The sequence below is a fragment of the Nocardia sp. 348MFTsu5.1 genome (assembly GCF_000383535.1).
Lineage (GTDB): Bacteria > Actinomycetota > Actinomycetes > Mycobacteriales > Mycobacteriaceae > Williamsia > Williamsia faeni.
In genome coordinates, this window is record NZ_KB911513.1 from 274311 (window position 1) to 295598 (window position 21288).

22 protein-coding genes are annotated in these 21288 nt (G+C 63.6%); 9 read left to right on the forward strand and 13 right to left on the reverse strand.

What is annotated here, in order from left to right:
* Nucleotides 1–20: 20 nt before the first annotated feature.
* The gene (locus H290_RS28410; RefSeq protein ID WP_020107033.1) at nucleotides 21–467 is read right to left on the reverse strand and encodes a riboflavin kinase; all 447 of its coding nucleotides are present in this window, start codon (nucleotides 465–467) and stop codon (nucleotides 21–23) included.
* 224 nt (nucleotides 468–691) lie between these two features.
* Between H290_RS28410 and H290_RS0111900 the strand changes: the two genes are divergently transcribed.
* Both H290_RS0111900 and zwf read left to right on the forward strand, forming a co-directional pair.
* The gene (locus H290_RS0111900; protein ID WP_155976807.1) at nucleotides 692–1285 is read left to right on the forward strand and encodes an NADPH-dependent FMN reductase; all 594 of its coding nucleotides are present in this window, start codon (nucleotides 692–694) and stop codon (nucleotides 1283–1285) included.
* A gap of 110 nt (nucleotides 1286–1395) precedes the next feature.
* Nucleotides 1396–2871 (forward strand): glucose-6-phosphate dehydrogenase, encoded by a 1476-nt coding sequence (zwf, locus tag H290_RS0111905; protein WP_020107035.1) that lies wholly within the window; start codon nucleotides 1396–1398, stop codon nucleotides 2869–2871.
* A gap of 32 nt (nucleotides 2872–2903) precedes the next feature.
* On the opposite strand, the gene H290_RS0111910 is transcribed toward zwf, so the two are convergent.
* From H290_RS0111910 to H290_RS0111925, 4 genes are all read right to left on the reverse strand, one after another.
* Nucleotides 2904–3791: an alpha/beta fold hydrolase gene (locus H290_RS0111910; protein ID WP_020107036.1), complete on the reverse strand. Its 888-nt coding sequence runs from the start codon at nucleotides 3789–3791 to the stop codon at nucleotides 2904–2906.
* A 91-nt stretch (nucleotides 3792–3882) separates the two neighbouring features.
* On the reverse strand, nucleotides 3883–4239 hold the full coding sequence (locus tag H290_RS0111915) for a UBP-type zinc finger domain-containing protein (protein WP_028463081.1): 357 nt from the start codon (nucleotides 4237–4239) through the stop codon (nucleotides 3883–3885).
* A 73-nt stretch (nucleotides 4240–4312) separates the two neighbouring features.
* Nucleotides 4313–4486: a hypothetical protein gene (locus H290_RS31155; RefSeq protein ID WP_155976808.1), complete on the reverse strand. Its 174-nt coding sequence runs from the start codon at nucleotides 4484–4486 to the stop codon at nucleotides 4313–4315.
* A gap of 142 nt (nucleotides 4487–4628) precedes the next feature.
* Nucleotides 4629–6791, reverse strand: a complete 2163-nt coding sequence (locus tag H290_RS0111925; RefSeq protein WP_020107039.1) for an FUSC family protein — start codon at nucleotides 6789–6791, stop codon at nucleotides 4629–4631.
* A gap of 156 nt (nucleotides 6792–6947) precedes the next feature.
* Between H290_RS0111925 and H290_RS0111930 the strand changes: the two genes are divergently transcribed.
* Nucleotides 6948–7157 (forward strand): dodecin, encoded by a 210-nt coding sequence (locus tag H290_RS0111930; RefSeq protein WP_020107040.1) that lies wholly within the window; start codon nucleotides 6948–6950, stop codon nucleotides 7155–7157.
* 27 nt (nucleotides 7158–7184) lie between these two features.
* On the opposite strand, the gene H290_RS0111935 is transcribed toward H290_RS0111930, so the two are convergent.
* Nucleotides 7185–8708, reverse strand: a complete 1524-nt coding sequence (locus H290_RS0111935; protein WP_020107041.1) for a SulP family inorganic anion transporter — start codon at nucleotides 8706–8708, stop codon at nucleotides 7185–7187.
* A gap of 147 nt (nucleotides 8709–8855) precedes the next feature.
* Nucleotides 8856–10334 (reverse strand): amidohydrolase, encoded by a 1479-nt coding sequence (locus H290_RS0111940; protein WP_196809536.1) that lies wholly within the window; start codon nucleotides 10332–10334, stop codon nucleotides 8856–8858.
* Between the two features lie 143 nt (nucleotides 10335–10477).
* On the opposite strand from H290_RS0111940, the gene H290_RS0111945 reads away from it, so the two are divergent.
* From H290_RS0111945 to H290_RS0111955, 3 genes are all read left to right on the forward strand, one after another.
* On the forward strand, nucleotides 10478–12001 hold the full coding sequence (locus tag H290_RS0111945) for an acyl-CoA synthetase (RefSeq protein WP_020107043.1): 1524 nt from the start codon (nucleotides 10478–10480) through the stop codon (nucleotides 11999–12001).
* A gap of 177 nt (nucleotides 12002–12178) precedes the next feature.
* Nucleotides 12179–13129, forward strand: coding sequence for a bile acid:sodium symporter (locus tag H290_RS0111950; protein WP_020107044.1), 951 nt, complete (start codon nucleotides 12179–12181; stop codon nucleotides 13127–13129).
* A gap of 47 nt (nucleotides 13130–13176) precedes the next feature.
* Entirely contained in the window at nucleotides 13177–13662 is a 486-nt protein-coding gene (locus H290_RS0111955; RefSeq protein WP_020107045.1) for a PPOX class F420-dependent oxidoreductase, read from the forward strand.
* Here the strand turns inward: H290_RS0111955 and H290_RS0111960 are convergent.
* From H290_RS0111960 to H290_RS0111970, 3 genes are read right to left on the reverse strand one after another with little or no spacing between them, the layout of a single operon-like run.
* Nucleotides 13650–14402 (reverse strand): DUF429 domain-containing protein, encoded by a 753-nt coding sequence (locus tag H290_RS0111960; RefSeq protein WP_020107046.1) that lies wholly within the window; start codon nucleotides 14400–14402, stop codon nucleotides 13650–13652. The genes H290_RS0111955 and H290_RS0111960 overlap by 13 nt on opposite strands.
* Nucleotides 14403–14408: 6 nt before the next feature.
* Complete coding sequence (locus tag H290_RS0111965; protein WP_020107047.1) at nucleotides 14409–14810, reverse strand: carboxymuconolactone decarboxylase family protein; 402 nt, start codon at nucleotides 14808–14810, stop codon at nucleotides 14409–14411.
* A 58-nt stretch (nucleotides 14811–14868) separates the two neighbouring features.
* Nucleotides 14869–16113 carry a citrate synthase gene (locus tag H290_RS0111970; RefSeq protein ID WP_036518782.1) on the reverse strand — a complete coding sequence of 415 codons (1245 nt, stop codon included), beginning with the start codon at nucleotides 16111–16113 and terminating at the stop codon, nucleotides 14869–14871.
* 100 nt (nucleotides 16114–16213) lie between these two features.
* Here H290_RS0111970 and H290_RS0111975 point away from each other — a divergent pair, with 100 nt between their 5' ends.
* Complete coding sequence (locus H290_RS0111975) at nucleotides 16214–17338, forward strand: citrate/2-methylcitrate synthase (protein ID WP_028463084.1); 1125 nt, start codon at nucleotides 16214–16216, stop codon at nucleotides 17336–17338.
* A gap of 184 nt (nucleotides 17339–17522) precedes the next feature.
* On the opposite strand, the gene H290_RS0111980 is transcribed toward H290_RS0111975, so the two are convergent.
* The 3 genes from H290_RS0111980 to H290_RS0111990 form a co-directional block, all read right to left on the reverse strand.
* Nucleotides 17523–17957: a DoxX family protein gene (locus H290_RS0111980; RefSeq protein WP_028463085.1), complete on the reverse strand. Its 435-nt coding sequence runs from the start codon at nucleotides 17955–17957 to the stop codon at nucleotides 17523–17525.
* Nucleotides 17958–18156: 199 nt separating this feature from the next.
* The gene (locus tag H290_RS0111985; RefSeq protein ID WP_028463086.1) at nucleotides 18157–19113 is read right to left on the reverse strand and encodes a triacylglycerol lipase; all 957 of its coding nucleotides are present in this window, start codon (nucleotides 19111–19113) and stop codon (nucleotides 18157–18159) included.
* 113 nt (nucleotides 19114–19226) lie between these two features.
* Nucleotides 19227–19604, reverse strand: coding sequence for a helix-turn-helix domain-containing protein (locus H290_RS0111990; protein ID WP_020107052.1), 378 nt, complete (start codon nucleotides 19602–19604; stop codon nucleotides 19227–19229).
* Between the two features lie 112 nt (nucleotides 19605–19716).
* On the opposite strand from H290_RS0111990, the gene H290_RS0111995 reads away from it, so the two are divergent.
* Nucleotides 19717–20574, forward strand: coding sequence for an SDR family oxidoreductase (locus H290_RS0111995; protein WP_028463087.1), 858 nt, complete (start codon nucleotides 19717–19719; stop codon nucleotides 20572–20574).
* Nucleotides 20575–20643: 69 nt separating this feature from the next.
* Nucleotides 20644–21288 (forward strand): dihydrofolate reductase family protein, encoded by a 645-nt coding sequence (locus tag H290_RS0112000; RefSeq protein ID WP_020107054.1) that lies wholly within the window; start codon nucleotides 20644–20646, stop codon nucleotides 21286–21288.

Here is a 21288-nt window from a genome sequence, read left to right on the forward strand (position 1 = left end):
GCAGATCAACCAGGGTAGGGCTAGCGCTCCGGCCGGGTCGGGTGCTTTGCCATGAGGTCGCGGGCGGCCTGTTTGTCGCCTTCCATGGCGACCACCAGCTCGTCGATGGAGTTGAAGTTCTCCATTCGGCGCACCAGCGTGGTCAGTTCCGCGATCGCGTGGGCTCCGTACAGATCTTCGTCGAAGTCCATGAGGTAGGCCTCGACGGTGCGGGTGCGGCCATCGAAGGTGGGATTGTTGCCCACCGAGATCAGGGCGGGCAGCCAGGTACCGGCGCTCAGTCGACCACGCGGCGGATCGCCCTCCGCCAAACCGAACCAGCCGAAGTAGACGCCGTCGTCGGGAATCCGGCTTTCGTCCACGGCGTGGATGTTTGCGGTCGGGAAGCCCATCGGCGCACCGCGTCCTTCGCCGCGCACGATCTCGCCTGCGGCGTAGCCGAGCAGTCCGTCGGAGTTGCTGGTCACTGCACAATCCCTTCGTGGGTTCACAAATGGCGGGTCGGATGCCGCACGGCGCGGCGACCACATGCTGCCTTCGAGCGTAGCCGGGTCGGTGGGTGCACCCGGATCTGCCGGCTCGGTTGGCCGGCCCCCGGGAGAAGCCCAAAACCCTCACCGATTCAAACCCGTGGCAAGGGTGCTGTGGTGACGTATCCTGACCGACGGCCGCAGGATGAGGTTCTGGGTCGATGAACACCCGTCACGATGAATTATTGGAGCGCAGCCCCTTGTCTGAAGCTGGAACGTTGAAGGTCTCGGTTGTCATCGGAAACCCCAAGCCGCATTCGCGGACCAGGACGGTCGCCGAGGCCTTGGTACCGGCGTTGCTGGAGGCGGGATCGTACGACGTCGAGGTCATCGAGCTGGCCGACCTCGCAGGTGAGCTCTTCGAATGGGGTTCGGAAAAGGTCACGGCAGCAAAGACTTCGGTAGCTTCCAGCGACTTGGTCATCTTCGCGACCCCCACCTACAAGGCGTCGTACACCGGCCTGCTCAAGGCGTTCCTCGATCAGTACGGGACCGATGGCCTCAAGGGTGTGGTGGCGATCCCGGTGTTCACCGGCGGAGATCTGACACATTCGCTGGCACCGCAGACCACCCTGGCGCCGCTGCTCCTCGAGCTGGGCGCCGCGATTCCGGGCCGCGGCCTGTACTTCGTCATCGACAACCTGCCCGAACTCGACAGCTTCATTGCACAGGCGGCCGCCGACTACGCCGCGGTCTTCGCCTCGCTGTCGACGGTCACCGGATCGGTCCGGCGGGCGCCGGTTTCGACCCCTTAGCAGGCAGGGTGCCTGCGGGGCAATCCGCCCTCGAGAGGGCACCAGGGGGACGATCCTGGGGATATCCGGTTGCGCTGCCCAGTTGGCTCGCAGGTGGGACGATCGAGGATGTGACCGGACTCGAAGCGGCCCGCGGGGTCAAAGACGTCAAGAAGCTGCCGCCACACGTCGTGGTGTTGTTCGGTGCCACCGGTGATCTGGCGCGCCGAAAACTGTTGCCCGGCTTGTTCCATCTCTTCATGTCGAAGCTGGCGCCGCCGATGCGGATCGTCGGGACGTCGCTCGATGACCTCGACACCGAGGAGTTCCGGGCGGTTGCGGTCAAGGCCTGCAGCGAGTTCTCCAGCCGGGTCTTCACCCCCGAGGCGGCGGCGGAGTTTGCCGAAACCGTGAGTTACGTGCCGCAAGGGGCCGGTGCAGAAGCATTGGCCACGCAGGTGCGACAAGAACTGGCCGTGCTGGGCACCGAAGCCCACATGCTCCACTACCTCAGCGTCCCGCCGATGGCAGCGATGGCCGTTCTCGAGATGCTGCACGAAGCGGACCTCGTGAAGAAGTCCCGCGTGATCATGGAGAAGCCCTTCGGCACCGACCACGACAGCGCGGTCGCTCTGAATGCCTCCATCCACCGGTGGTTCAAGGAAGAGCAGATCTTCCGTATCGATCATTTCCTCGGCAAGGAAGCGGCCCAGAACATTCTCGCGTTCCGGTTCGCCAACGGGTTGTTCGAGCCGATCTGGAATCGGAACTTCATCAACTACATCCAGATCGATGTACCGGAGAAGTTGGCACTCGAAGGCCGATCGCACTTCTACGAATCCACCGGCGCGTTCCGGGACATGGTGGTGACCCACCTTTTTCAGATCCTCGCCTTCGTTGCGATGGAACCGCCGACCGCATTGGCGCCCAACCCGATCGGTGAAGAGAAGAACAAGGTCTTCCGGTCGATGCGGCCGCTCGACCCCCGCAACGTGGTGCGTGGACAGTACCTGGGATATCGCGACGAACCCGGTGTGGCACCCGAGTCGCAAACCGAGACCTTTGTGGCGCTCAAGGCCGAGATCGACAACTGGCGCTGGGCGGGAGTCCCGTTCTATCTCCGGACCGGCAAGGGATTGGCCGATGGACAGCGCATCATCTCGATCGCATTCCATGAGCCGCCGAAGAGCATGTTCCCAGAAGGATCCGGTGTGGGACAACAGGGTCCGGATCATCTGACCTTCGACCTCGCCGACGAGTTCAAGGTGTCGCTCTCGTTCTACGGCAAACGACCGGGGCCGGGCATGAAACTCGACAAACTGAGTCTGCAGTTCGCCATGCAGGAGACCGAACAGGCCGGGTTGGTGTTGGAGGCCTACGAGCGGCTGATCCTTGATGCGATGAAGAACGACCACACTCTGTTCACCACGGCCGAGGGCATCGAGCGGCTGTGGGACGTCTCGGCGCCGCTGTTGGACGATCCGCCGCCGGTACGCAGTTACACCCAGGGATCATGGGGGCCCAACGCGATCCATCAACTCATCGCACCGCATGCCTGGCGGCTGCCATTCGAACGGATCTGGCGAAACAAGAAGACGGAGAGCTGAGGACAGTATCGGGAATCAACCGCGAGGCCGGTCTAGTGGGCTGAGCGCAGGGTGTCCCCGACGATCCGCGCGAGCTCTGACGGCGCATCACTTTGCACAGAATGTCCGGCCCCGTCGACGGTGAAGACGACGAGTCCGGGCCGGTACCGGCGCAAGGTGTCGATGTCCTCGTCGGCGACGAACTGGGAGAGGCCACCGCGGATCAGGGTGAACGGAGTGTCGCTGTCGGACAGGTCCTTCCACAGCGGCTCAGGTTCGATGGATTTGCGGAACCGGTCGTAACGCCATCGCCAGCGACCGTCGTCGGTCTGGCGGGTGTTGTGGATGACACCCCGCCTGATCGACGACTTGGGACGGTTCGGCGCCGCAGCGGCGGTGAGTTCGATCAGTTCATCGAGGTCATCGAAGGTGTCCGGACCACTGACCAGGGCGACGGTGCCGCGGTCCTTCTTGCTGAGGTTCTCGACCCGTTTGGGTGATTCCGGGCTGACGTCGACGAGGATTGCGCGCTTGATCAACCCCGGATACCGGGCGGCGGCGGAGATGGTGGTGAGGCCGCCGAGTGACATTCCGACCACCAGTTCGGCGTCCGGGGCGAGTTCCCGAATCACCGGTGCAACCGCTTCGGCATTGAGATGTGGCCGGTAGTCGCCGTCTTCACGCCACTGCGAATGACCATGACCCGGAAGGTCGATGGCGAGCGCGGGCACCCCGAGCGACAGGAGAACGCTGTCCCACGTGTGGGCGTTCTGGCCGCCGCCATGGAGGAACACCACCCGTAGCGACTCGGTGGTCCACCGCAGGGCACTGACCGTCCGGCCGTCGACGACAGTGTCGATCCGGGTCACCGACGGGAGCGGATCGGGTTCCAGGCCAAGTTCTTCGGCGTTCTCGGGCAGCAAGTCGAACTCAGTGGGCATCGTTGTCCTCTTCTGGTCTGGTCTGCACAGAAGATTACGGACCGGACCGCGACAACAGAGCCCTTTCGCGCGGTCCGAATTGAACGGTGCGTCAGTCGGTGCGGTTGCGAAGTTGCTCGACCCAGTCGGCGGGGACCCGGTCGGCCGGGCCGGGTGTCGACTGGTCGTCGGGACGCGAGTGCGGGGGCGCCAGCTCGGGTCCGTTGTAGTAATCGTTGGCGGAGTAGTCCCAGAACCAGTTTTCGCCCGGTTCGTAGGACTGGATGATCGGATGCCCGGACTGTGCGGCGTGTGCGGATGCATGACGTGACAGCGAGTCGTCGCAGCATCCGATGTGTCCGCACGCCGCGCATCGGCGCAGATGAAACCACCAGCCACCGGTGTTGTCGCAGTCGAGGCAACCCGGACCGCTCGGCGGCACCGCAGGGTCGATGGGTGGGGTCGTCATGTTCCCATCCAAGACCAGCTTCACCGAGAGTGCACGCCGTGCGCCGAGATCAGCTGCCAGATAACAGCTTTGATCAAGCGTTGACTGGTTGGTCCCCGCGACGGGTGAGCATCTCGAGTTCGATCCGGGTGCGGGTGGACGTCGGCCGGCGAACGGCATCACGAGGCGCGTACGGCGAGGTGTGGTTCTGGTACGCCGCAATCAAGCCGACCACCAGGGCCGGTCCTATGATCACTAAAAGTTCCATGGCAGTAAGTGTCCGTTCAAAAACTTCCTGCCAACAGTGGCAGAATTGACAGTCTTGGCAAAGTTTCTGCCAAGGGCCGCTCAGTGGGAGACTGTGCAGGTCAGGACAGTGTTGCCGGGATCGGGGGGCCGCGGCAACTGATTTATTGCGGTCGTGCCGCGAGCATCAGCTCGAGTGCGCCGAGGTACGCCGCGGCGGAGACGAGTGGACGCGCCTCGTCGATTCCCAGCCCGTTCGTCGCGTAATCCGTGCGGAGTGCGGCGACTGTGGCGGCCGAGATTCTGGTCGGATGGTGGGTGGCGTGTCCGTCGACGGAATCGACCGCGACCCGGGCCGCGTGGATGTCTATCACCGTGCACAGATTCGGCCCGGTGGTGGCCGGAGCCGGCGTGGGTGTCAGATCGGCGATCAGCTCGGCGACGATGCGTAGCCGACTCGATCGCCCGATTGCTCTCACCACAGGCGTGCGGCGATCCACGGCCACTCCTGCTTCTGAAAGATATTGGCGTGCTGCATCATCAGATGCGCGGTGCGCGCGCAGGCTTTCGATGCGCAGCTCGGCGAGATCGGCTTCGGTGTCGGTTGTCGAGCCGGTGGTCAGCCTCGTTGTGGCGGCTCTCAGGTAGCGCGCATGGACCGCGATGGCGTAGTTGATCGCGGCGTGGGTCGTTGCCGCGACACCGTGTGGCCACATCACGATTGCCACAACCACCGCGACGGCGCATCCGATCGCGACGTCCTCTACTCGGATCAGCCCGATCTTCCAACCGGCCGGACCCAGCACGTTGAAGAGGGTCACCACCAGAACGGTGAATGCCGCTTGGCCTGCGGCGAAAGAGATCACTGCGGGGATGTAGGCGGCCCCGAATGTAGCTATCGGCAGCACGATCCACAGCGCGGTGTCGTCGGTGCCCAGGGCCGCGATGATGAGTGCGCCCACGACAAATCCGGCGACGGTACCGAGCACCGCGCGCATCACATTCGCGCCTGTTGTCAGAGCACTGGTGCGAAGGACAGACATCGCTCCCAGCACCACCCAGAAGCCGTGTTGCACGGGCACAACTTGTATCAGGGCGACCGCGGCAGCCAGGCCGACGCCGGTGCGCAACGCATTGCGTGTGATCACCGAGTTTCGAATCACCTTAGAAGACACCGACATCCGTGTCGCCGCGTACCCCGGCAGTACCAGATCTGCAACGCCGGTGGGAGCCAACTGACGACCGAGGATCTTCTGCAACACGGGACGCGCATCGGCGGCCGAGGCCCATGCCACGGTTCGGCCGACGAGCGCGATGGTGATACAGATCGTCCGGTATTCAAGAATTCTCATGCCGTCGGTCTCGGCGTCGATATCACTCGGATCGGTGAGGATGGCATCGAGGTTTGTGCCGAAACGGGGGTGCATCAACAAGGTCAGATCGGCAACAGCGTCATCCAATGCACGGCGATTCGCCGACTGTTTCTCGGTGTTGTCGGCCGCGAGTACATCGGCCGCGAGGTGCAGCACGAGGACGGAAAGTGCGCGCAGGTCATCGGGAATTCGCACATCATGGCGGCTCACCTGTGAGGTCAGCCAGTCGAGGTCGTCGACGACCCGGATGATTGCCCGACTGCCGGCGCTGAGTCCGGAGGGGCGGGTATCGGAGCCGAGGTAGGTCTCGCGCAGCCGATCCATCAGTGCAGCGATGTCGCCGGTGGACGGCGTGGTCGCTCCGTCGTCGCCGTCTGATTCCACGTACGCTGCCAGCCCACCGAATACGGCGCGAGCCCGGTCGCGGAGTTCGCTGTGGTGTCGCGGTGGCAGCAGGAACAGCGCAGCCGGGACGCTGAAGACCAGGGCAATGGTCCAGCCGACCAACCGGTCCGGCAACGGCCCCGCGGGGGAGGAAACGGGCAGGACGAAGAGGAGGAGTGCGGCTCGCTGGGCGGCGGAGAAGCTGGAACTGAGAATCGCGGCGTACGTCACCACCACACCCACCACCAGCATCGACAGTGCCGCGAGCCAGCCGGGTTCGGCCAGCAGCGTGGCGGCGGCGATGAAGGCGTAGCCCACCATCGCCATGCCGAGGTAGCTGACTGCTCGCCGGCGTCGACCACCCGGGAAATCAGCGAAGACGAGGAGAGCGACCGACCCGAAGATCGCGAACAGCGGAGTCTGGAAACCGCCGATTCCGATGGCGACGGCCGCAGCCGCCGGAATCACGATCGCCGGTCGGATCGCACGCCGCAATGCGTCGAATCCGGGATCTCGTCTGCCCACTGCGTCGACGAACGTCGTCAGGAACCGGCGGACGGGCATGTCCATTTCAGAATCCTAGCCGGATGCGGTACCTCCGCGCGAAACCCGATTGGGGCGGATGTTGCGTGAACGCCTCCGGGACGAGGCCCGATCAGTACCGTTGGCAGTGCGGATGATTGAAGCCTTCCGTCATCTCCCGACAATCTGAAATCGAGGACCGGAATGAGTGAGAACGTCTATCGAGTCACTGAGATCGTGGGAACGTCGCTGACCAGTTCCGACGACGCCATCAAGAAAGCCGTCGCGCGTGCCAACCAATCGCTGCGCCACATCGATTGGTTCGAGGTGGTCGATACCCGCGGGCATGTCGAGAACGGTGAGATCGCTCATTTTCAGGTGACTCTGAAAATCGGGTTCAAAATCGAGGACTGACCTCGTCCGAGTAATGAGAACTCGGCGTCAGTGTCCGGCGCCGAGTTGTCCGGAAAGACGTTCGAGCCGCTCCAGACTCGCCCCGGTGAGTCCGATGACGGTTGCTTCCTTGCCGCGGTCGCGGTACTTCCGCGAAATCGCGTCCAGGGAGGCGACCGTCGATGCGTCCCAGATGTCCGCCCCGGTGAGGTCGATGACCACGGTGTCGGGATCACCGGCGTAGTCGAACCGGTAGACCAGGTCGTTGCTGGACGCGAAGAACAATTGACCTGTGACGCGATAGCGCCGGATCTGGACATCGTTTGCGGTGGTCTCCGTGGTCGCCTCGACTTCGGTCAGGTGGGCAACCCGGCGTGCGAAGAGCACCATCGCGGTCAGAACACCCAGGACCACACCGATCGCGAGGTTCCGAGTCGCGACGGTGGCGGCCACGGTCACCAGCATCACCAGTGTTTCCGGGAACGGCATCAATCGCAGCGTGCGGGGATGGATGCTGTGCCAGTCGAACGTGCCGACCGACACCATGATCATCACGGCGACCAGCGCCGCCATCGGGATGACACCGACGATGTCGCCGAGTACCACCACGAGGATCAGTAGGAAGACACCGGCGAGGAACGTCGACAGCCGGGTGCGGGCGCCTGACTGTTTGACGCTGATCATCGTCTGGCCGATCATCGCGCAACCGCCCATGCCGCCGAAGAATCCGGTGACGATGTTTGCCACGCCCTGACCCCAGCTCTCCCGGGTCTTGTCGGAGTGGGTGTCGGTGATGTCGTCGACGAGTTTGGCGGTCATCAAGGACTCCATCAACCCGACCAGGGCCATGGCCAACGCGTAGGGGGCGATGACCGACAAGGTGTGCCATGTCCACGGCACATCGGGCAGCAATAGTGATGGCAATGAATCAGGCAGGGCGCCTTCATCTTCGACTGTGGGCACGTTCCAGCCGACCGCCGTCACCACAACGGTCAACACCACGATCGCGACCAACGGCGACGGGACAACCGAGGACAGGCGTGGCAGGAAGATGATGATGGCGAGGCCGGCCGCAACAAGTGGATAGACCAGCCAGGGGATGTCGTCGCCGAACAGTTGTGGCAATTGGGCACTGAAGATCAGGATGGCGAGCGCGTTGACGAAGCCCGTCATGACGCTGCGCGGGATGAACCGCATCAGCTTGGCGATACCGGCCACGCTCAGAACGATCTGCAGCAGACCCGCGAGGATGACCGTGGCCAAGAGGAAGTCGAGGCCGTATTCGTCGACCAGCGGTGCCACCACCAGAGCCACCGCGCCGGTGGCCGCCGAGATCATCGCCGGGCGTCCGCCGACCACCGCGATGGTCACGGCCATCGTGAACGATGCGAAGAGACCAACCCGCGGATCGACGCCGGCGATGATCGAGAACGAAATCGCCTCCGGAATCAGCGCGAGCGCGACCACGAGGCCGGCAAGAATCTCTTTACGCAGCTGGACCGGGGTCCGGAGCAGTGAGCGGACGGTGGTCGGCGGCGTCTGCGAATGGACAGTTTGCTCTGCGCTGGGCACGATTCACCTTCTGGTCCTACGGCGGGGAGTGCGGGGCAATTGATCCGACTCCGCGATTGTCACCCGAGGTCACAGCCGCCGGACTGTAGGAACCTACCCACCGGACCCACGGGCTGCCAACTCGGATGACCCTGAATCCGATGGACCTCACAACGCCAGATGAGTGATGCGGCCTGCGGTGATGGTCGCTGCGACACCGAGGTTGCGCAGTGTTCGCGCGGCCTCTGCGGTGGTGTCCGCCCGCTCCAGCGGATCTTCGTCGAGCAACACCACGTCACCCCGATTCCCGACCCGAATGGTCGGCTGCCCGTCGGTACTGGCTGCCAGGGCCTCTGCAGGTGTGAGGGATTCGGCCGGATTCCACGGGTCGTCCCCGTCGCGGCCACGATGGACCGCAGCGGCCATCGCCAGCCGGGGATCGAGCACCGATACCGGGGCGTCAGACCCCAGGACGAGCTGAACGCCACCGTCGAGCATCGACCGCAGGGCAAAGCAGCGGTCGGTGCGGTCCGGCCAACACTGGATGGTCACCTCGCGGTCGTCGAAGAGATGGGCCGGTTGCACACTCGCCCGGATGCCCAACGCATGCATCCTGGTGATGTCTTCGAAGCGGATCAGCTGGGCGTGCTCGATGCTGCCGCGGGCATGGGTGGCCTCGAAGGCGCTCAGGGCCTGATCCACCGCGGCATCGCCGATGGCGTGCAGGGCGATGTGCAGGCCGGCAGCTGCTCCTCGGGAAACCAGGTCGGTCAACTCTGCGCGATCGTAGATCTGTTGCCCCCGTGGATATTCCAGATCATGGGCGTCGGCGTACGGCTGGCAGCAATGAGCGGTGCGGGTGTTGAGGGAGCCGTCGGAGAAGATCTTCAGCGGACCCATGGTCAGCAGGTCGGTGCTCTCCGTCAACTGTCTTCCGGTCCATAGTCCGGCGGCGACGACCTCGTCGAGGGTGCCGGCGTAGGTGACCGGCCGCACCCGGAGTCGATCGATCCCGGCGTCGAAACGTTGTGGCCATTCACGATGTCCGGCCGCCATCTCGAAGTCGACGATGCCCACCACGCCCATCTCGGCGGCCTCCTCGACCGCAACACGCACCAGCGAATCGGTGTCCTGCGAGGCGGCCGACAATTGCGTGATCGCCGGTTGCAGGTCGAACCATTCCGCTTCACGCACCTGAGTGTCGCGGGGTGGAATACCCAGTAGTGCAAGTGCTTTGCTGTTGAGCCAGCCGGTGTGGACGTCGCCGCTGGACAGGATGACCGGGTGATGTCCACTCACCGCATCGAGTTCGGCGACGGTGGGCTGGGTGGGCCACGTCGCGGTCCGGAAGCCGAAACCGAGGAGGGCCCCGCCTTGCCAGGGTCGGGGTAGTGCCTGGACGTGGTCCGAAATGATCCGGGTCACGTCGGCCGTGCAGGTGGCTGCCGAGACATCGATCCGCGCTCTCGTCTGAGCCCACAACGACATGTGCACGTGCTGATCCCACAGGCCGGGAATCGCCCATCGACCGTCGGCGTCGACAATCAGGTCGTCGGGACCGGGGTGCAATCGGGGTGCGACCACCGTGACGACGCCATCGACGATCCTGATGTCCACGGGTGCATCGGACGCTACCGGCGTACGCACCGGGACCAATCGTGCGCGCCGGATGAAGGTCGAGGGGGCCACCGTCCTCACTTTCCAGTAGGCGGGTCCGCGGCGCAATCCGGGCGGGACCCTGTGCCTCATTCCGGGGTATCCAATACTTGGACGTCCTATAAAGTCGGGGCATGATCGCCAACCCCCGTTTCAGTACCGTTGATGGAATTCTGCGCCGGAGCGCAGCGCGGTTCCCCGAACGGACCGCGCTGCGATTCGCCGATCGCGCCTGGACGTACGCCGAGCTTGACCAAGCGGTGACCAGGGCTGCGGGCTACCTGCGTTCACTCGGACTGAACTCCGGCGATCGGGTGGCGGCCTACGGCACCAACTCAGACGCCTACGCGATCGGCTTCCTGGCGTGCGCCCGTGGTGGATTGGTTCATGTGCCGGTGAACTACGCGCTGAAGGAAGGCGAGTTGTCGTACCTCGTCGGCCAGTCGGGTAGCCGCGCAGTGCTGGTGGACCCGAAGTTGCGTGCGAATCTTGCGCCCGTTGCCGACGCACTCGACATCGGACAGGTCATCAGCCTGCGTGACGAGGACGGATCGCTGATCGACCTGGTCGGTTCCGGGGACGTCCCCGAGATCGATTGGGAGGTCGCCGACACCGATCTCGTGCAGCTTCTCTACACATCCGGGACAACATCAAAGCCCAAGGGCGCCATGATGACCCACACTGCGATGGTGCATGAGTACGTGTCGTCGGTGATCGCACTCGATCTCGATCAGAGCGACAACCCGCTGATCGCCATGCCGCTGTACCACTCGGCCGGAATGCACGTGTTCATGCTTCCGTATTTGTCGGTCGGGGCGACCATCAGTCTGATCGAGACACCGGACATCCCGGAGATCTTGCGCCGCATCGAATCCGAGAAGATCGGATCGCTGTTCCTCGCGCCGACCGTCTGGGTACCGCTGGCCGGTCATCCCGATCTCGACACCCGCGACCTGTCGTCGCTGCGCAAGGCCCAGTACGGGGCGTCGATCATGCCGGTCACCGTGCTGAACCGTTTGCGTGAGCGTTACCCGGACATCAAGTTCTACAACTGTTTTGGACAGTCCGAGATTGGGCCACTGGCTGCGGTCCTGGGTCCCGAGGACCATGCCGACCGGCCCGCCTCCTGCGGCAAGGCGGTGTTCTTCGTCGAGACTCGCGTGGTCGACACCGAGGGCAATGACGTTCCCGACGGCACGGCCGGTGAGGTTCTCTACCGTTCACCCCAACTGTGCCAAGGGTATTGGGAAAACCCCGATGCCACCGAAGAGGCATTCAGCGGTGGCTGGTTCCACTCCGGTGATCTGGTCACCCGGGACGAGCAGGGCTTCCTCACCGTGGTCGACCGCATCAAAGACGTCATCAACACCGGTGGGATCCTGGTGGCGTCGCGCGAGGTCGAGGACGCGCTCTACACACATCCCGGCGTTGCCGAGGTCGCCGTGATCGGTACCCCCGACGAGAAGTGGATCGAGGCGATCACCGCGGTGGTGGTGCTGCGTCCCGACGCCGGCGACGTTGCACCGGAGACCTTGATCGCCCATGTGAAGGAACAGATCGCGCCATTCAAGGTGCCGAAACGCGTTGTGTTCGTTGATGAATTGCCGCGGAACCAGAGCGGAAAACTCCTCAAACGCGAGCTGCGGGCGGGTCTGTAGCCAACGCTGATTCATCGGATCGCCTGTACTCCTGCGCCAGATCCTCGACCCGTCATGCTGCTGCAAAGTTGCCCATCCGTGGGCGAATGTCCCGCATAGGGTGGATACTTTTACCTGGCCACCAGTGGGGACACCAAACTGGCCATTCGCAGTGCTCGGGAGCGAGAACGGAGCGATATGACCCAGTCCAGTCAGAGCGTCCTGATCAACGGGTTTGGGGTGCTCTTCGTGATTTTGAACTCGTTCGGATTGGGCCTGAGGCTTCAGATCGGCAAACTGTTGGCGCAGGCCATAAGCCATTGGAAGATCGCCGCGTTGGCATTGGTGATCAATTTCGTCATCATCCCGCTGCTGTTCATCGGCTATTTGCTCACGATAGCCTCGTCCATTCCTGGCGAGATCAAGGTCGGGTTCTGTGTCGCGGCTCTGTGTGCAGGTATGCCTTTCGCTCCGCTCCTCGCCCGGTTGGCCAAGGCGGATGTGAGCATAGCCACCACGCTGATAGTGGTTTTGACTGTCGCGACGGTCATCGCCCTCCCGATAGGACTGCCCCTCGCCATCGATGCGGTTGATGCGCAACTCAAAACCTCTGCCTGGGATGTTGCGTGGCCGCTGCTGCTCTTTTTGCTCCTTCCGCTGGCTCTCGGGTGCGCCTTCAGGGTCTGGTGGCCCGACCTGACGCCACCGCTGGCACAGTGGACTGTCCGAGTTGCAATTCTGTGCCTGCTCTTCAATCTCAACTTCACGCTGGTCGCATATTGGAGTCAGTTCGTCGACACCTGGGGCACCGAGAGCTACATCGCGGCCCTTGCCGGCCCATTCATCGGCCTCGGGTGCGGATACATTCTCGTTTCCACTCTTCGAGTCAAAGACGTGGGAGTCAGGCATGCGGCCGAGGCGACCACGGCAGTACGCAACATCGCTCCGATGCTCCTGATGATGATTTTTCCCTTTGAAGCCGACCCGCTGGTCACGGTGTCGATCACGATCCTCAACACCGTAGGCCTGGTGGTCGTTCTATCGTTCGTTCTGATGTGGAGGCGCGGTGCTTCATCATCGGACAGTGGCGCGACAACCAGCGAGCCGGAAAGCGAAGGCCCGCCCCGCCACCTTCGACATGACGGGTGAACCACCTGTCATGTATCTCCGATTGCAAAACTCCGTACGCTGACCAGATGGCACGCACAGTCGCAACCAACACCGAAGTTGATCTCGCCGCACTCCTGGACTTCGTTCGTCCGCGGCACAAAATGCTGCTCAGCGCGGTCCGCGCTGACGGTACGCCGCAGCTGTCTCCGGTCAGCGGCGGTGTCGATGAGCAGGGCCGCATCGTGATCGCCACCTACCCGGGACGAGCAAAGACCATCAACATCAAACGGAATCCCGCGGTGAGTGTCTGTGTGCTGTCGGATGAGTGGAATGCCGCGTGGGTGCAGGTGGACGGTACGGCCGAAGTGCTGGACATGCCCGAGGCCGAGGACGCGCTGGTCGACTACTTCCGCAGTATCGCCGGTGAGCATTCCGACTGGGACGAGTACCGCGCCGCGATGAAGTTGCAGAACAAGTCCCTCATCCGCATCACCCCCACACGCTGGGGTCCGCTCGCCACCGGTGGATTCCCCGCCGACATCGCGGCCCGGCTAGACGCTCAGGACAGCTGAGCGACCAGCGCGTCCAGGGGTGCGCCCGGTATGTGAATCCAGCCCTCGCGCTGGGCGATGGCGGCGTGCTCTGCGTCGGGCAACACGGTCAGGTTCAGTGCGGCCGCCCGCGCGATGAGCGCGGTGATCACCGCGTCGAACGCGTCGTCGCTGGTGGTGCAAACCGTTCGGGCTGAGCCGAAGTCGAGCCAGGGAGCCTGTATTTCCAGTTCGCCGACGAGTTCGGCGAGCGTTACCTGTTGTGGTCGGCCCTTGTATCTCTTGTGCCGGAAGCCCCAGATCTTCAGTGCGGCAGCTGGATACGCCTCGACAGCGGTTCCATTGACCCGGCCGGTGTCGAAGTCGGGGCCGTCGAGGTGTGCGAGCAACCGAATCGCCCGCAGTGCCACGTAGGCGATGCGATCTGCCGAGACGCTCAGCGGGATCAATCCGGTGGTCGCACGGACCCATTCATCGGTCCGACGTGCGACAAACCGGGTCACCCCGGCATCTGTGAACAGCGATTGCTCGTGGGGGACATCGCCGATGTGATGTGCGGACACCACGTCGACAAACGCATCGGGCCAGCCGAACGGGGCATCGATACCCACCTTGTCGGCACCGGGGGCGGCGGCGAGGATGTCCGCGTCGGAGACAACCGTCTGCACGTCGCAGACCACCGCGCCGGTGGCAGACCACTCGAGCGTCGCCATCGCCGTCCGATTCGGTTGTGACGCAAGGTCGATCCCCAGTGTCCGCATCGCCGGTCAGTCGGTGGGCGTGGCGTCGAAGACCTCTTGAACCACGGCCATGGCAGACAACGCGGCCGGTGCCCCGCAGTATCCGCTGCAATGGATTACGGCCTCGGTGATCTCGGTGCGGGACAAACCGTTCTTCAGTGCTCCGCGGACGTGGCCGGCGAGCTCGCCGTGTGCTCGCAGCGCGGTCAGCAGGCCGATGTTCAGCAGGCTCCGGTCCCGGCGTTCGAGACCCGGCCGCGACCAGATTCCGCCCCAGACCAGGTCGGTGATCGCTGTCTGGATCGCCTCGGATTCGGTGCCCTGGGTCCGGGCGAGGGCGCGGTCGACGAACTCATCACCCATCACGTCCCGGCGGATCTGCATTCCGGGTTCGAACCGGGAGCCTTCGTTGGCATCGGGGGTGGTCATGGTGCTCCTTGCGCGGTCGAACGAGATATGGCGCCGCCAATCCTGCCATGCCGGCCTGTCACGGCCGGATACCCACGTACACGCCTTCCGGCCGGAACCGCAGTTGCGGTTCGTTGTACTCCTCGATGGCATGTGCCACCCAGCCGGCAATCCGGGACAACGCGAAGATGGTCTCGGCTGCATCCGGGGCCATGTCGTAGCGCAAAGCCAGCGCGGCAAGTGCCATGTCGGAGTTCATGAACCCGGCGCCCGCCCGGTCCAGGAGTGGTCGAAGGCCGGCAACCGTCGGCATGACTTTGCGATTGCCGCCCGATGCATCGTCGAGCGCGGTGAGCAGGGTGTCGCTGCGCGGGTCGTGATCGGTGTAGACCACGTGGCCGCAACCCGGAATGGATCCGGATGCCTCCAGCTCCATCGAGATGGCTGCAGTCGGGTTGGTCGTGGCCTCGCGAAGGAAGCGGTAGGCGAGGGTGGAGGCACCGCCGTGGAGCGAACCGTCGAGCGCTCCGAGCCCCGAGGTGACCACTGAATAGATGCTGCCACGAGAACTGGCGGCGACCCGAGCGGCCACCGTGCCGGAGGTGAGGTCGTGGTCGGCCAGCAACACCAATGCCATGTTCAGCAACCGAATCCGTTGTCGGGTCGGGGTTATGGTGGACAGCCGAGGCCAGAGTCGCGCTGCCAGTGAGGTGTCGAGCGCGGGCTTGTCGGACAGCAGCGGAAGGGCTTCGACACTGTTGGCGAGGATGCCGGCGGCGCGTGCGCAGATTGCGTCCGGTGAGCGCTGGTGGCGTGAGGCATCGCGTGAACCCAGGACGTCGACGACCATCTTGATGGTGTCCACACCCCGTCCGGTCGGTGGCTGCAAAGCGGAAATCTGCCGGAAGACCTTGGCGGGCAGTAGCTTCACGTCCCAGGTCGTGCTGTGGTCCCACAACAGTTCGGCGACGGTCTCGAATCGGGTGTCGCCGGCCAGGACGGTGGCGTCGTGGCCGCGGTAGTACAGGTGGTCGTTCTCGAGAAGTGTTATCTGCGTTCGGATTCGCTCGACGACGCCGGCGGGTGGACGTGATGACGACCGACGTGCAACCGCGTCCACCTCGTCGACGGCGAACAGGCTCCCACTGACACCGTCGATGCGTGCGCTGGTCAGGGTTCCACGACTGGCGTAGGCGTAGACCGTCTGCGTTTTGACACCCAAAACCCTGGCGACCTGCGCGGTGGTCAGGTAGTCGCGACCGTCATGACGCAGTGGGGTGGGCCATCGTCGTCGATGTCCACCGCGCCGGATCTCGGTTGTCATCTCAGGCACCTCCATGTTGATTCGATCAACATTGACACTGATCAATGTTGCGCCGAATGTAGCTGTACCAGAAGAACACAAAAGAAGATCGGAGACATCGATGTCTGTCATTGTTGCGCCACCCGGATTGAGTAACGTCGTTGTGACCGATACCCGGGTCGGTGACGTCCGGGGTGACGAGGGCTTCTACCAGTACAGGCAGTATTCGGCGATCGAACTCGCTCGTACGATGTCGTTCGAGGAGGTCTGGTACCTCTTTGTCCACGGTGAACTTCCTGATTCGTCGGAACTCGCAGACTTCGTGACCCTCACCCGATCGCTGCGAAAGATTCCGGACGAACTGGGATCACTGCTGCGGACCGCGGCACTGGCCGGAACCGAGCGACAAATGCTGGCAGGCTTACGGACCGTGCTGTCGGCCTTCGCGGCAACACATCAGATTGTTCCGATGTGGGACAGCGGCCCGGAACAACGCATCGCGGATTCGCTGGTGGTGTCGGCGGTGACGCCCACGATCCTGTCGGCTTTGTACCGAATACGTGCTGGTGAGGACCCGGTGGATCCGCGTGATGATCTCTCGGTGGCCGAGAATTGGTTGTACAGCCTGACGGGGGTCGAGCCGACGCCGGAGTCGGCCCGGGCGGTGGAGCAGTACATGATCGCCACCATCGACCACGGCTTCAATGCGTCGACCTTCACCGGACGAGTGATCGCCTCCACCGGAGCTGATGTCGTCTCGGCGGTGTGTGGTGCCATCGGTGCCTTCTCCGGGCCACTGCACGGTGGGGCTCCGGACCGTGCCCTCGATGCGCTGGACGAGATCCGCGAGATGGGCAACGCAACAGACTGGGCCCGAGCGCAACTCGCGCAACGCAGTCGCATCATGGGTTTCGGGCACGCGGTGTATCGGACCTCGGATCCCCGGTCAGAAATGTTGCGCGACATCGCATTGTCTCTCGGTGGACCACTCGTCGACTTCGCGGTACAGGTCGAGAAGGAGGTGGTCGCGGTCTTGGCGGAGGCCTACCCCGACCGGAATCTCTACGCCAATGTGGAGTTCTATGCCGGCGTGGTCATGGACCGCTGCGGCGTGCCGCGGCAGATGTTCACCCCGACATTCGCCGTCAGCAGAGTCGTCGGCTGGTGTGCGAATATCCTTGAACAGGCCGAAGATCGGAAGATCATCAGGCCGATAGCCCGCTACGTCGGCCCGCCCGTCGCCTGATCCGTCGACCGTGCCCAACGGGCCGCCGACCGTGCCCATATCACGGTCGAGCGTGCCCAACGGGCCGCCGAGCGTGCCCAACGCGCCGCCGAGCGTGCCCATATCACCGTCGAGTGTGCCGAAAATGCCGATATCGCAACACCGTTGGCCGGTGATGCGATAGTCGGATGTTGTTACTTGGCGATCACCCGGCGGTGAGCGGCATGATCGAGCGAACGGTGCTGCTGCGCAACCAGAGTCCCGCCCATACGACTACGCCGACGGCGATCGGAAACCATGCCCCGGCGGCAAACTCGTCTTCGGAAATGATCAGTGTGGTGACGGCGCCGCCCAGATATCCGGTCAGTAGGACCGCTCCCAGGATGGCGGTCCGTGGAATCAGGTACAGCGCAAGGCATCCGAGCATGACAAGGCCGGTCGTGATGATATCTCCGTCGGTCAGGCCGAGGTCGTACGACGCGTCCTTGACACTCTCGGGCAAGGCGAGGTGTGAGATGGCGTCGAAAAGCAATAGGACCGTGACGAGCCCGGTGACGACCCAACCGGCGATTTCCGCACGGCGGCTGATGGATCGAACGTCTGACGATGTGGAAACTTGATGTGTGGTGTTGCTGCTCATGATGTCCTCCGCGATTTGGTGGTGTTGTGAAGAGAGACCACGAGCGGCGAAGAAACTCATCGGAGAACGTGAAAGCCCTGTTCAGGGGTGCAGTTACGGCACGATCGACGGCCCGTTGGGCACGCTCGACGGTGATTGGGGCACGGTCGACGGTGATTGGGGCACGGTCGGCGGTTCGATCGGCACGGTCGACGGTGGGCTAGGAGGCGCCGGTGAAGGGTGCTGCGAACCAGCAGCCGACGGGCTTTTGGTGCGCGGGGTCGAGGGCGTTGAGGACAATGGTCGCTGCGCGGCGTGACCCGGCCAGTCCGGCGTGTTCGCTGAAGTCCTGTGAACATCCGTCCTGGACAACGATGTTGGTGGAGTTGGCGGCAATCAATTTGCCGCTGGTGTACGGCACGATCAGTTCGTCGAACCTGGTCATGATGTTGGTATAGGTGATGTCGGGGTCGAGGATGCCATCGGACTGGAGCATGCGAATCATGTCGGAACCCTTGGACATCTGCAGGCAGGCGCCACAGAGTGAACCGACGACCTGTTCCTGAAGTCCGTTGAGTCCCATCGCTTTTGAATACGCGGCCAACTCGCTTGCGGCGGCGATATTGGTGCCGTTCCACAGTGGTGCCAGTGAGATGTACTTGTCGACCTTGCCGGCTCCGCCGAGATACTTGATCCAATACGTCGGCATCAGGGTGCCCTGCGAATGGCTGACGATGTCGATCTTCTCGGCGCCGGTGGACGTCAAGACGCGGTCGACAAAGGTGGCCAGCTCGCCGGCACTGTTCTCGATGCGGCCCAGTCCTCCGATCGCGCTGAGCGGCCACGGCACGCCCGGTAGGGTGCCGTAGTTGAGCGCGTAGACGCAGTAGCCGTTGTTGACGAGCAACGGCACATACGTGCCCCAGTTTGTCTGCGCGCCGCCACCGGTGCCGTGGACCAGGACGACGGGCCGTGGATGTTCGGGTGAGGGTTTGCAGTTCCAGTCGTTGCTACCGGGCAGCGATCCACCGGGGTTCGAGAGTTCGCCCGGGATGCCGGAGATGAAGTTGTACGACACCGGCAGCGGATCGGCGGCAGCGGGTCCTACGCCCAGCGTCGTGACCAGGCCGAACATCAGGGCAACGATCAGTGCCCCGATCACGCGTACCTGTTGCATCCCGACCTGCCGTTCACTCGCCTGACAGCTGATGGATGAAAAGTAGCCGTAAGTCAGCTTGTGGGCGCGCGTATGCAACATCTGACAACGCATTGTTACCAGATCGATTTCGTTCAGCGTTGGTCGTACTCTGCCTGCGCTTCCCGGACTGCCGGCATGTTCGTCTCGACGAGCTCGATCAGGCCTTGTAGCTGGTCGGCAACCTTCCGTCCGAGCGGCGTGAGGTTGTACTCGACCTTGGGCGGGATCGCCTCGAGGACTGTGCGGATGATCATCCCGTCGCGTTCGAGGTTTTGGAGTGTCTGCGAGAGCATCTTTTCGCTGACGCCATCGACCCGTCGGCGTAGCGCATTGAATCGGTAGTTGCTCTCGCCGAGCGCGATCAGCACCAGGCTGCCCCAGCGTCCGGTGACGGTCTGCAGGGCCCCGCGCGAGCTGCAGTCGCGCGCGAACACGTCTGCCTCGAGAGAGTGGTTGCTGATTTCGGTCACGCCTTCACGATAACCCAGGATTGACCTCGATGCTTACCGTTCCTATTGCACTAACCAATAGTTAGTGCATACTGTCTGGGAAGCGTGATCCGCCAACGAGATGGAGCAGAACATGACAACAGCAGTGACCGGAGCAACGGGACAATTGGGTGCCCACGTGATCGCAGAACTCCTGTGGCGTGGTGTGGCACCGACCGAGATCGTCGCAGTGGTGCGCGACGCCGACAAGGCCGCCGACCTAGCGGCACAGGGTGTGCAGGTGCGGGTCGCTGACTACTCCGATCCCGCCGCCCTTCGGGCCACACTCGCCGGCGTGGACAAGCTGTTGCTGATTTCCGGAAACGACGTCGGCCGGCGGATCGACCAGCACACGAATGTGATCGAGGCAGCCGAACTCGCCGACGTGAAGCTGATCGCCTACACGAGCGTTCTCAAGGCCGATACCAGCGGACTCTTGGTTGCTCCCGAGCACCTCGCCACCGAACTGCGGTTGACCGCATCGTCGATCCCGGCGGTGTTTCTGCGCAACGGTTGGTACTGGGAGAACTATTTTGCAGCGATTCCGCAGGCCATCGAGTCCGGCAAACTCTTCGGTGCAGCAGGAGAAGGCCGGATCGCGGCCGCGACGCGCGCCGACTTCGCGGCGGCTGCGGCCGTTGTCCTGACCACCGAAGATCACGGCGGGAAGGTCTACGAACTGGGCGGCAGTGACCGCATCACCTACGCGGAGTTCGCCCAGGTGATCAGCGCCGCGTCGGGAGAGCCCGTCGAATACCAGGATCTTCCCGAAGCCGAGTACGCCGCAGTGCTGTCCGCCGCCGGCTTGCCCGAGGAGTTCGCAACGATGCTCTCCACATCGGATGCGGGCATCGCCCGAGGTGAACTCGACACCGATTCCGGTGACCTGCAGAAGCTGATCGGTCGGCCGTCTACACCCGTCGCGGACGCGATCAAGCCCGCGCTTGGATAGTGTCGATGAGTTCGTTCGGCGTCCGCAGTCTGTACTGCAAACGCTTCCCATAGACGAAGGTGGACGATCATGTCGCAGCTGGCCAGGGTTCAGAGTTTCGGTGTGTCGCAAGACGGCGTCGGAGCAGGTGAGAACCAGACGTTGGATCAGCCATTCGGAGAGGGTGTCGATCCGGCTGACCTGCACGCGTGGCGCTTTGCCACCGCCAGTTGGCCAGGCAACGCACTCGGGGGTACCCGCGGCCTCGACGACTACCTGATGCACGACTATGACTACAACATCGGCGCCGAGATCATGGGCCGCAACAAGTTCGGGCCGATTCGAGGGGCGTGGCAGGACGAGGAATGGCAGGGGTGGTGGGGCGACAACCCGCCCTTCCACACACCGGTGTTCGTGCTCACCCATCATGAACGCCCGTCGTTCACGCTCGGCGACACGACCTTTCACTTCATCGATGCCTCACCGGCCGAGGCTCTGGCCGAGGCCAAAGCAGCTGCCGACGGCAAAGATGTCCGTATCGGGGGCGGTGTCGCCACCGTCCGTCAGTTCCTCGACGCCGACCTCATCGACGCGATGCACATCGCGGTCTCACCGATCACGATCGGGAAAGGCCTGCGTCTGTGGGACACGCCGCAAGAACTCGAAGGACGGTTCTTCATCGAATCCGTCCCCAGTGCAAGCGGAGTGACCCACCACTTTTTCTGGCGGCGATAG

Excerpts from the sequence above, each read along its gene's own strand:
- H290_RS31155 (WP_155976808.1), bottom strand. The coding sequence starts at position 4,486 with ATGGAACTTTTAGTGATCATAGGACCGGCCCTGGTGGTCGGCTTGATT.
- H290_RS0111980 (WP_028463085.1), bottom strand. The coding sequence starts at position 17,957 with ATGAGCAGCAACACCACACATCAAGTTTCCACATCGTCAGACGTTCGA.
- H290_RS0111960 (WP_020107046.1), bottom strand. The coding sequence starts at position 14,402 with ATGCGGACACTGGGGATCGACCTTGCGTCACAACCGAATCGGACGGCG.
- H290_RS0111975 (WP_028463084.1), top strand. The coding sequence starts at position 16,214 with ATGTCTGTCATTGTTGCGCCACCCGGATTGAGTAACGTCGTTGTGACC.
- H290_RS0112000 (WP_020107054.1), top strand. The coding sequence starts at position 20,644 with ATGTCGCAGCTGGCCAGGGTTCAGAGTTTCGGTGTGTCGCAAGACGGC.
- H290_RS0111995 (WP_028463087.1), top strand. The coding sequence starts at position 19,717 with ATGACAACAGCAGTGACCGGAGCAACGGGACAATTGGGTGCCCACGTG.
- H290_RS0111910 (WP_020107036.1), bottom strand. The coding sequence starts at position 3,791 with ATGCCCACTGAGTTCGACTTGCTGCCCGAGAACGCCGAAGAACTTGGC.
- H290_RS0111915 (WP_028463081.1), bottom strand. The coding sequence starts at position 4,239 with ATGACGACCCCACCCATCGACCCTGCGGTGCCGCCGAGCGGTCCGGGT.
- H290_RS0111965 (WP_020107047.1), bottom strand. The coding sequence starts at position 14,810 with ATGACCACCCCCGATGCCAACGAAGGCTCCCGGTTCGAACCCGGAATG.
- H290_RS0111900 (WP_155976807.1), top strand. The coding sequence starts at position 692 with ATGAACACCCGTCACGATGAATTATTGGAGCGCAGCCCCTTGTCTGAA.
- H290_RS0111945 (WP_020107043.1), top strand. The coding sequence starts at position 10,478 with ATGATCGCCAACCCCCGTTTCAGTACCGTTGATGGAATTCTGCGCCGG.
- H290_RS0111925 (WP_020107039.1), bottom strand. The coding sequence starts at position 6,791 with ATGGACATGCCCGTCCGCCGGTTCCTGACGACGTTCGTCGACGCAGTG.
- H290_RS0111930 (WP_020107040.1), top strand. The coding sequence starts at position 6,948 with ATGAGTGAGAACGTCTATCGAGTCACTGAGATCGTGGGAACGTCGCTG.
- H290_RS0111970 (WP_036518782.1), bottom strand. The coding sequence starts at position 16,113 with ATGACAACCGAGATCCGGCGCGGTGGACATCGACGACGATGGCCCACC.
- H290_RS0111955 (WP_020107045.1), top strand. The coding sequence starts at position 13,177 with ATGGCACGCACAGTCGCAACCAACACCGAAGTTGATCTCGCCGCACTC.
- H290_RS0111950 (WP_020107044.1), top strand. The coding sequence starts at position 12,179 with ATGACCCAGTCCAGTCAGAGCGTCCTGATCAACGGGTTTGGGGTGCTC.
- H290_RS0111985 (WP_028463086.1), bottom strand. The coding sequence starts at position 19,113 with ATGCAACAGGTACGCGTGATCGGGGCACTGATCGTTGCCCTGATGTTC.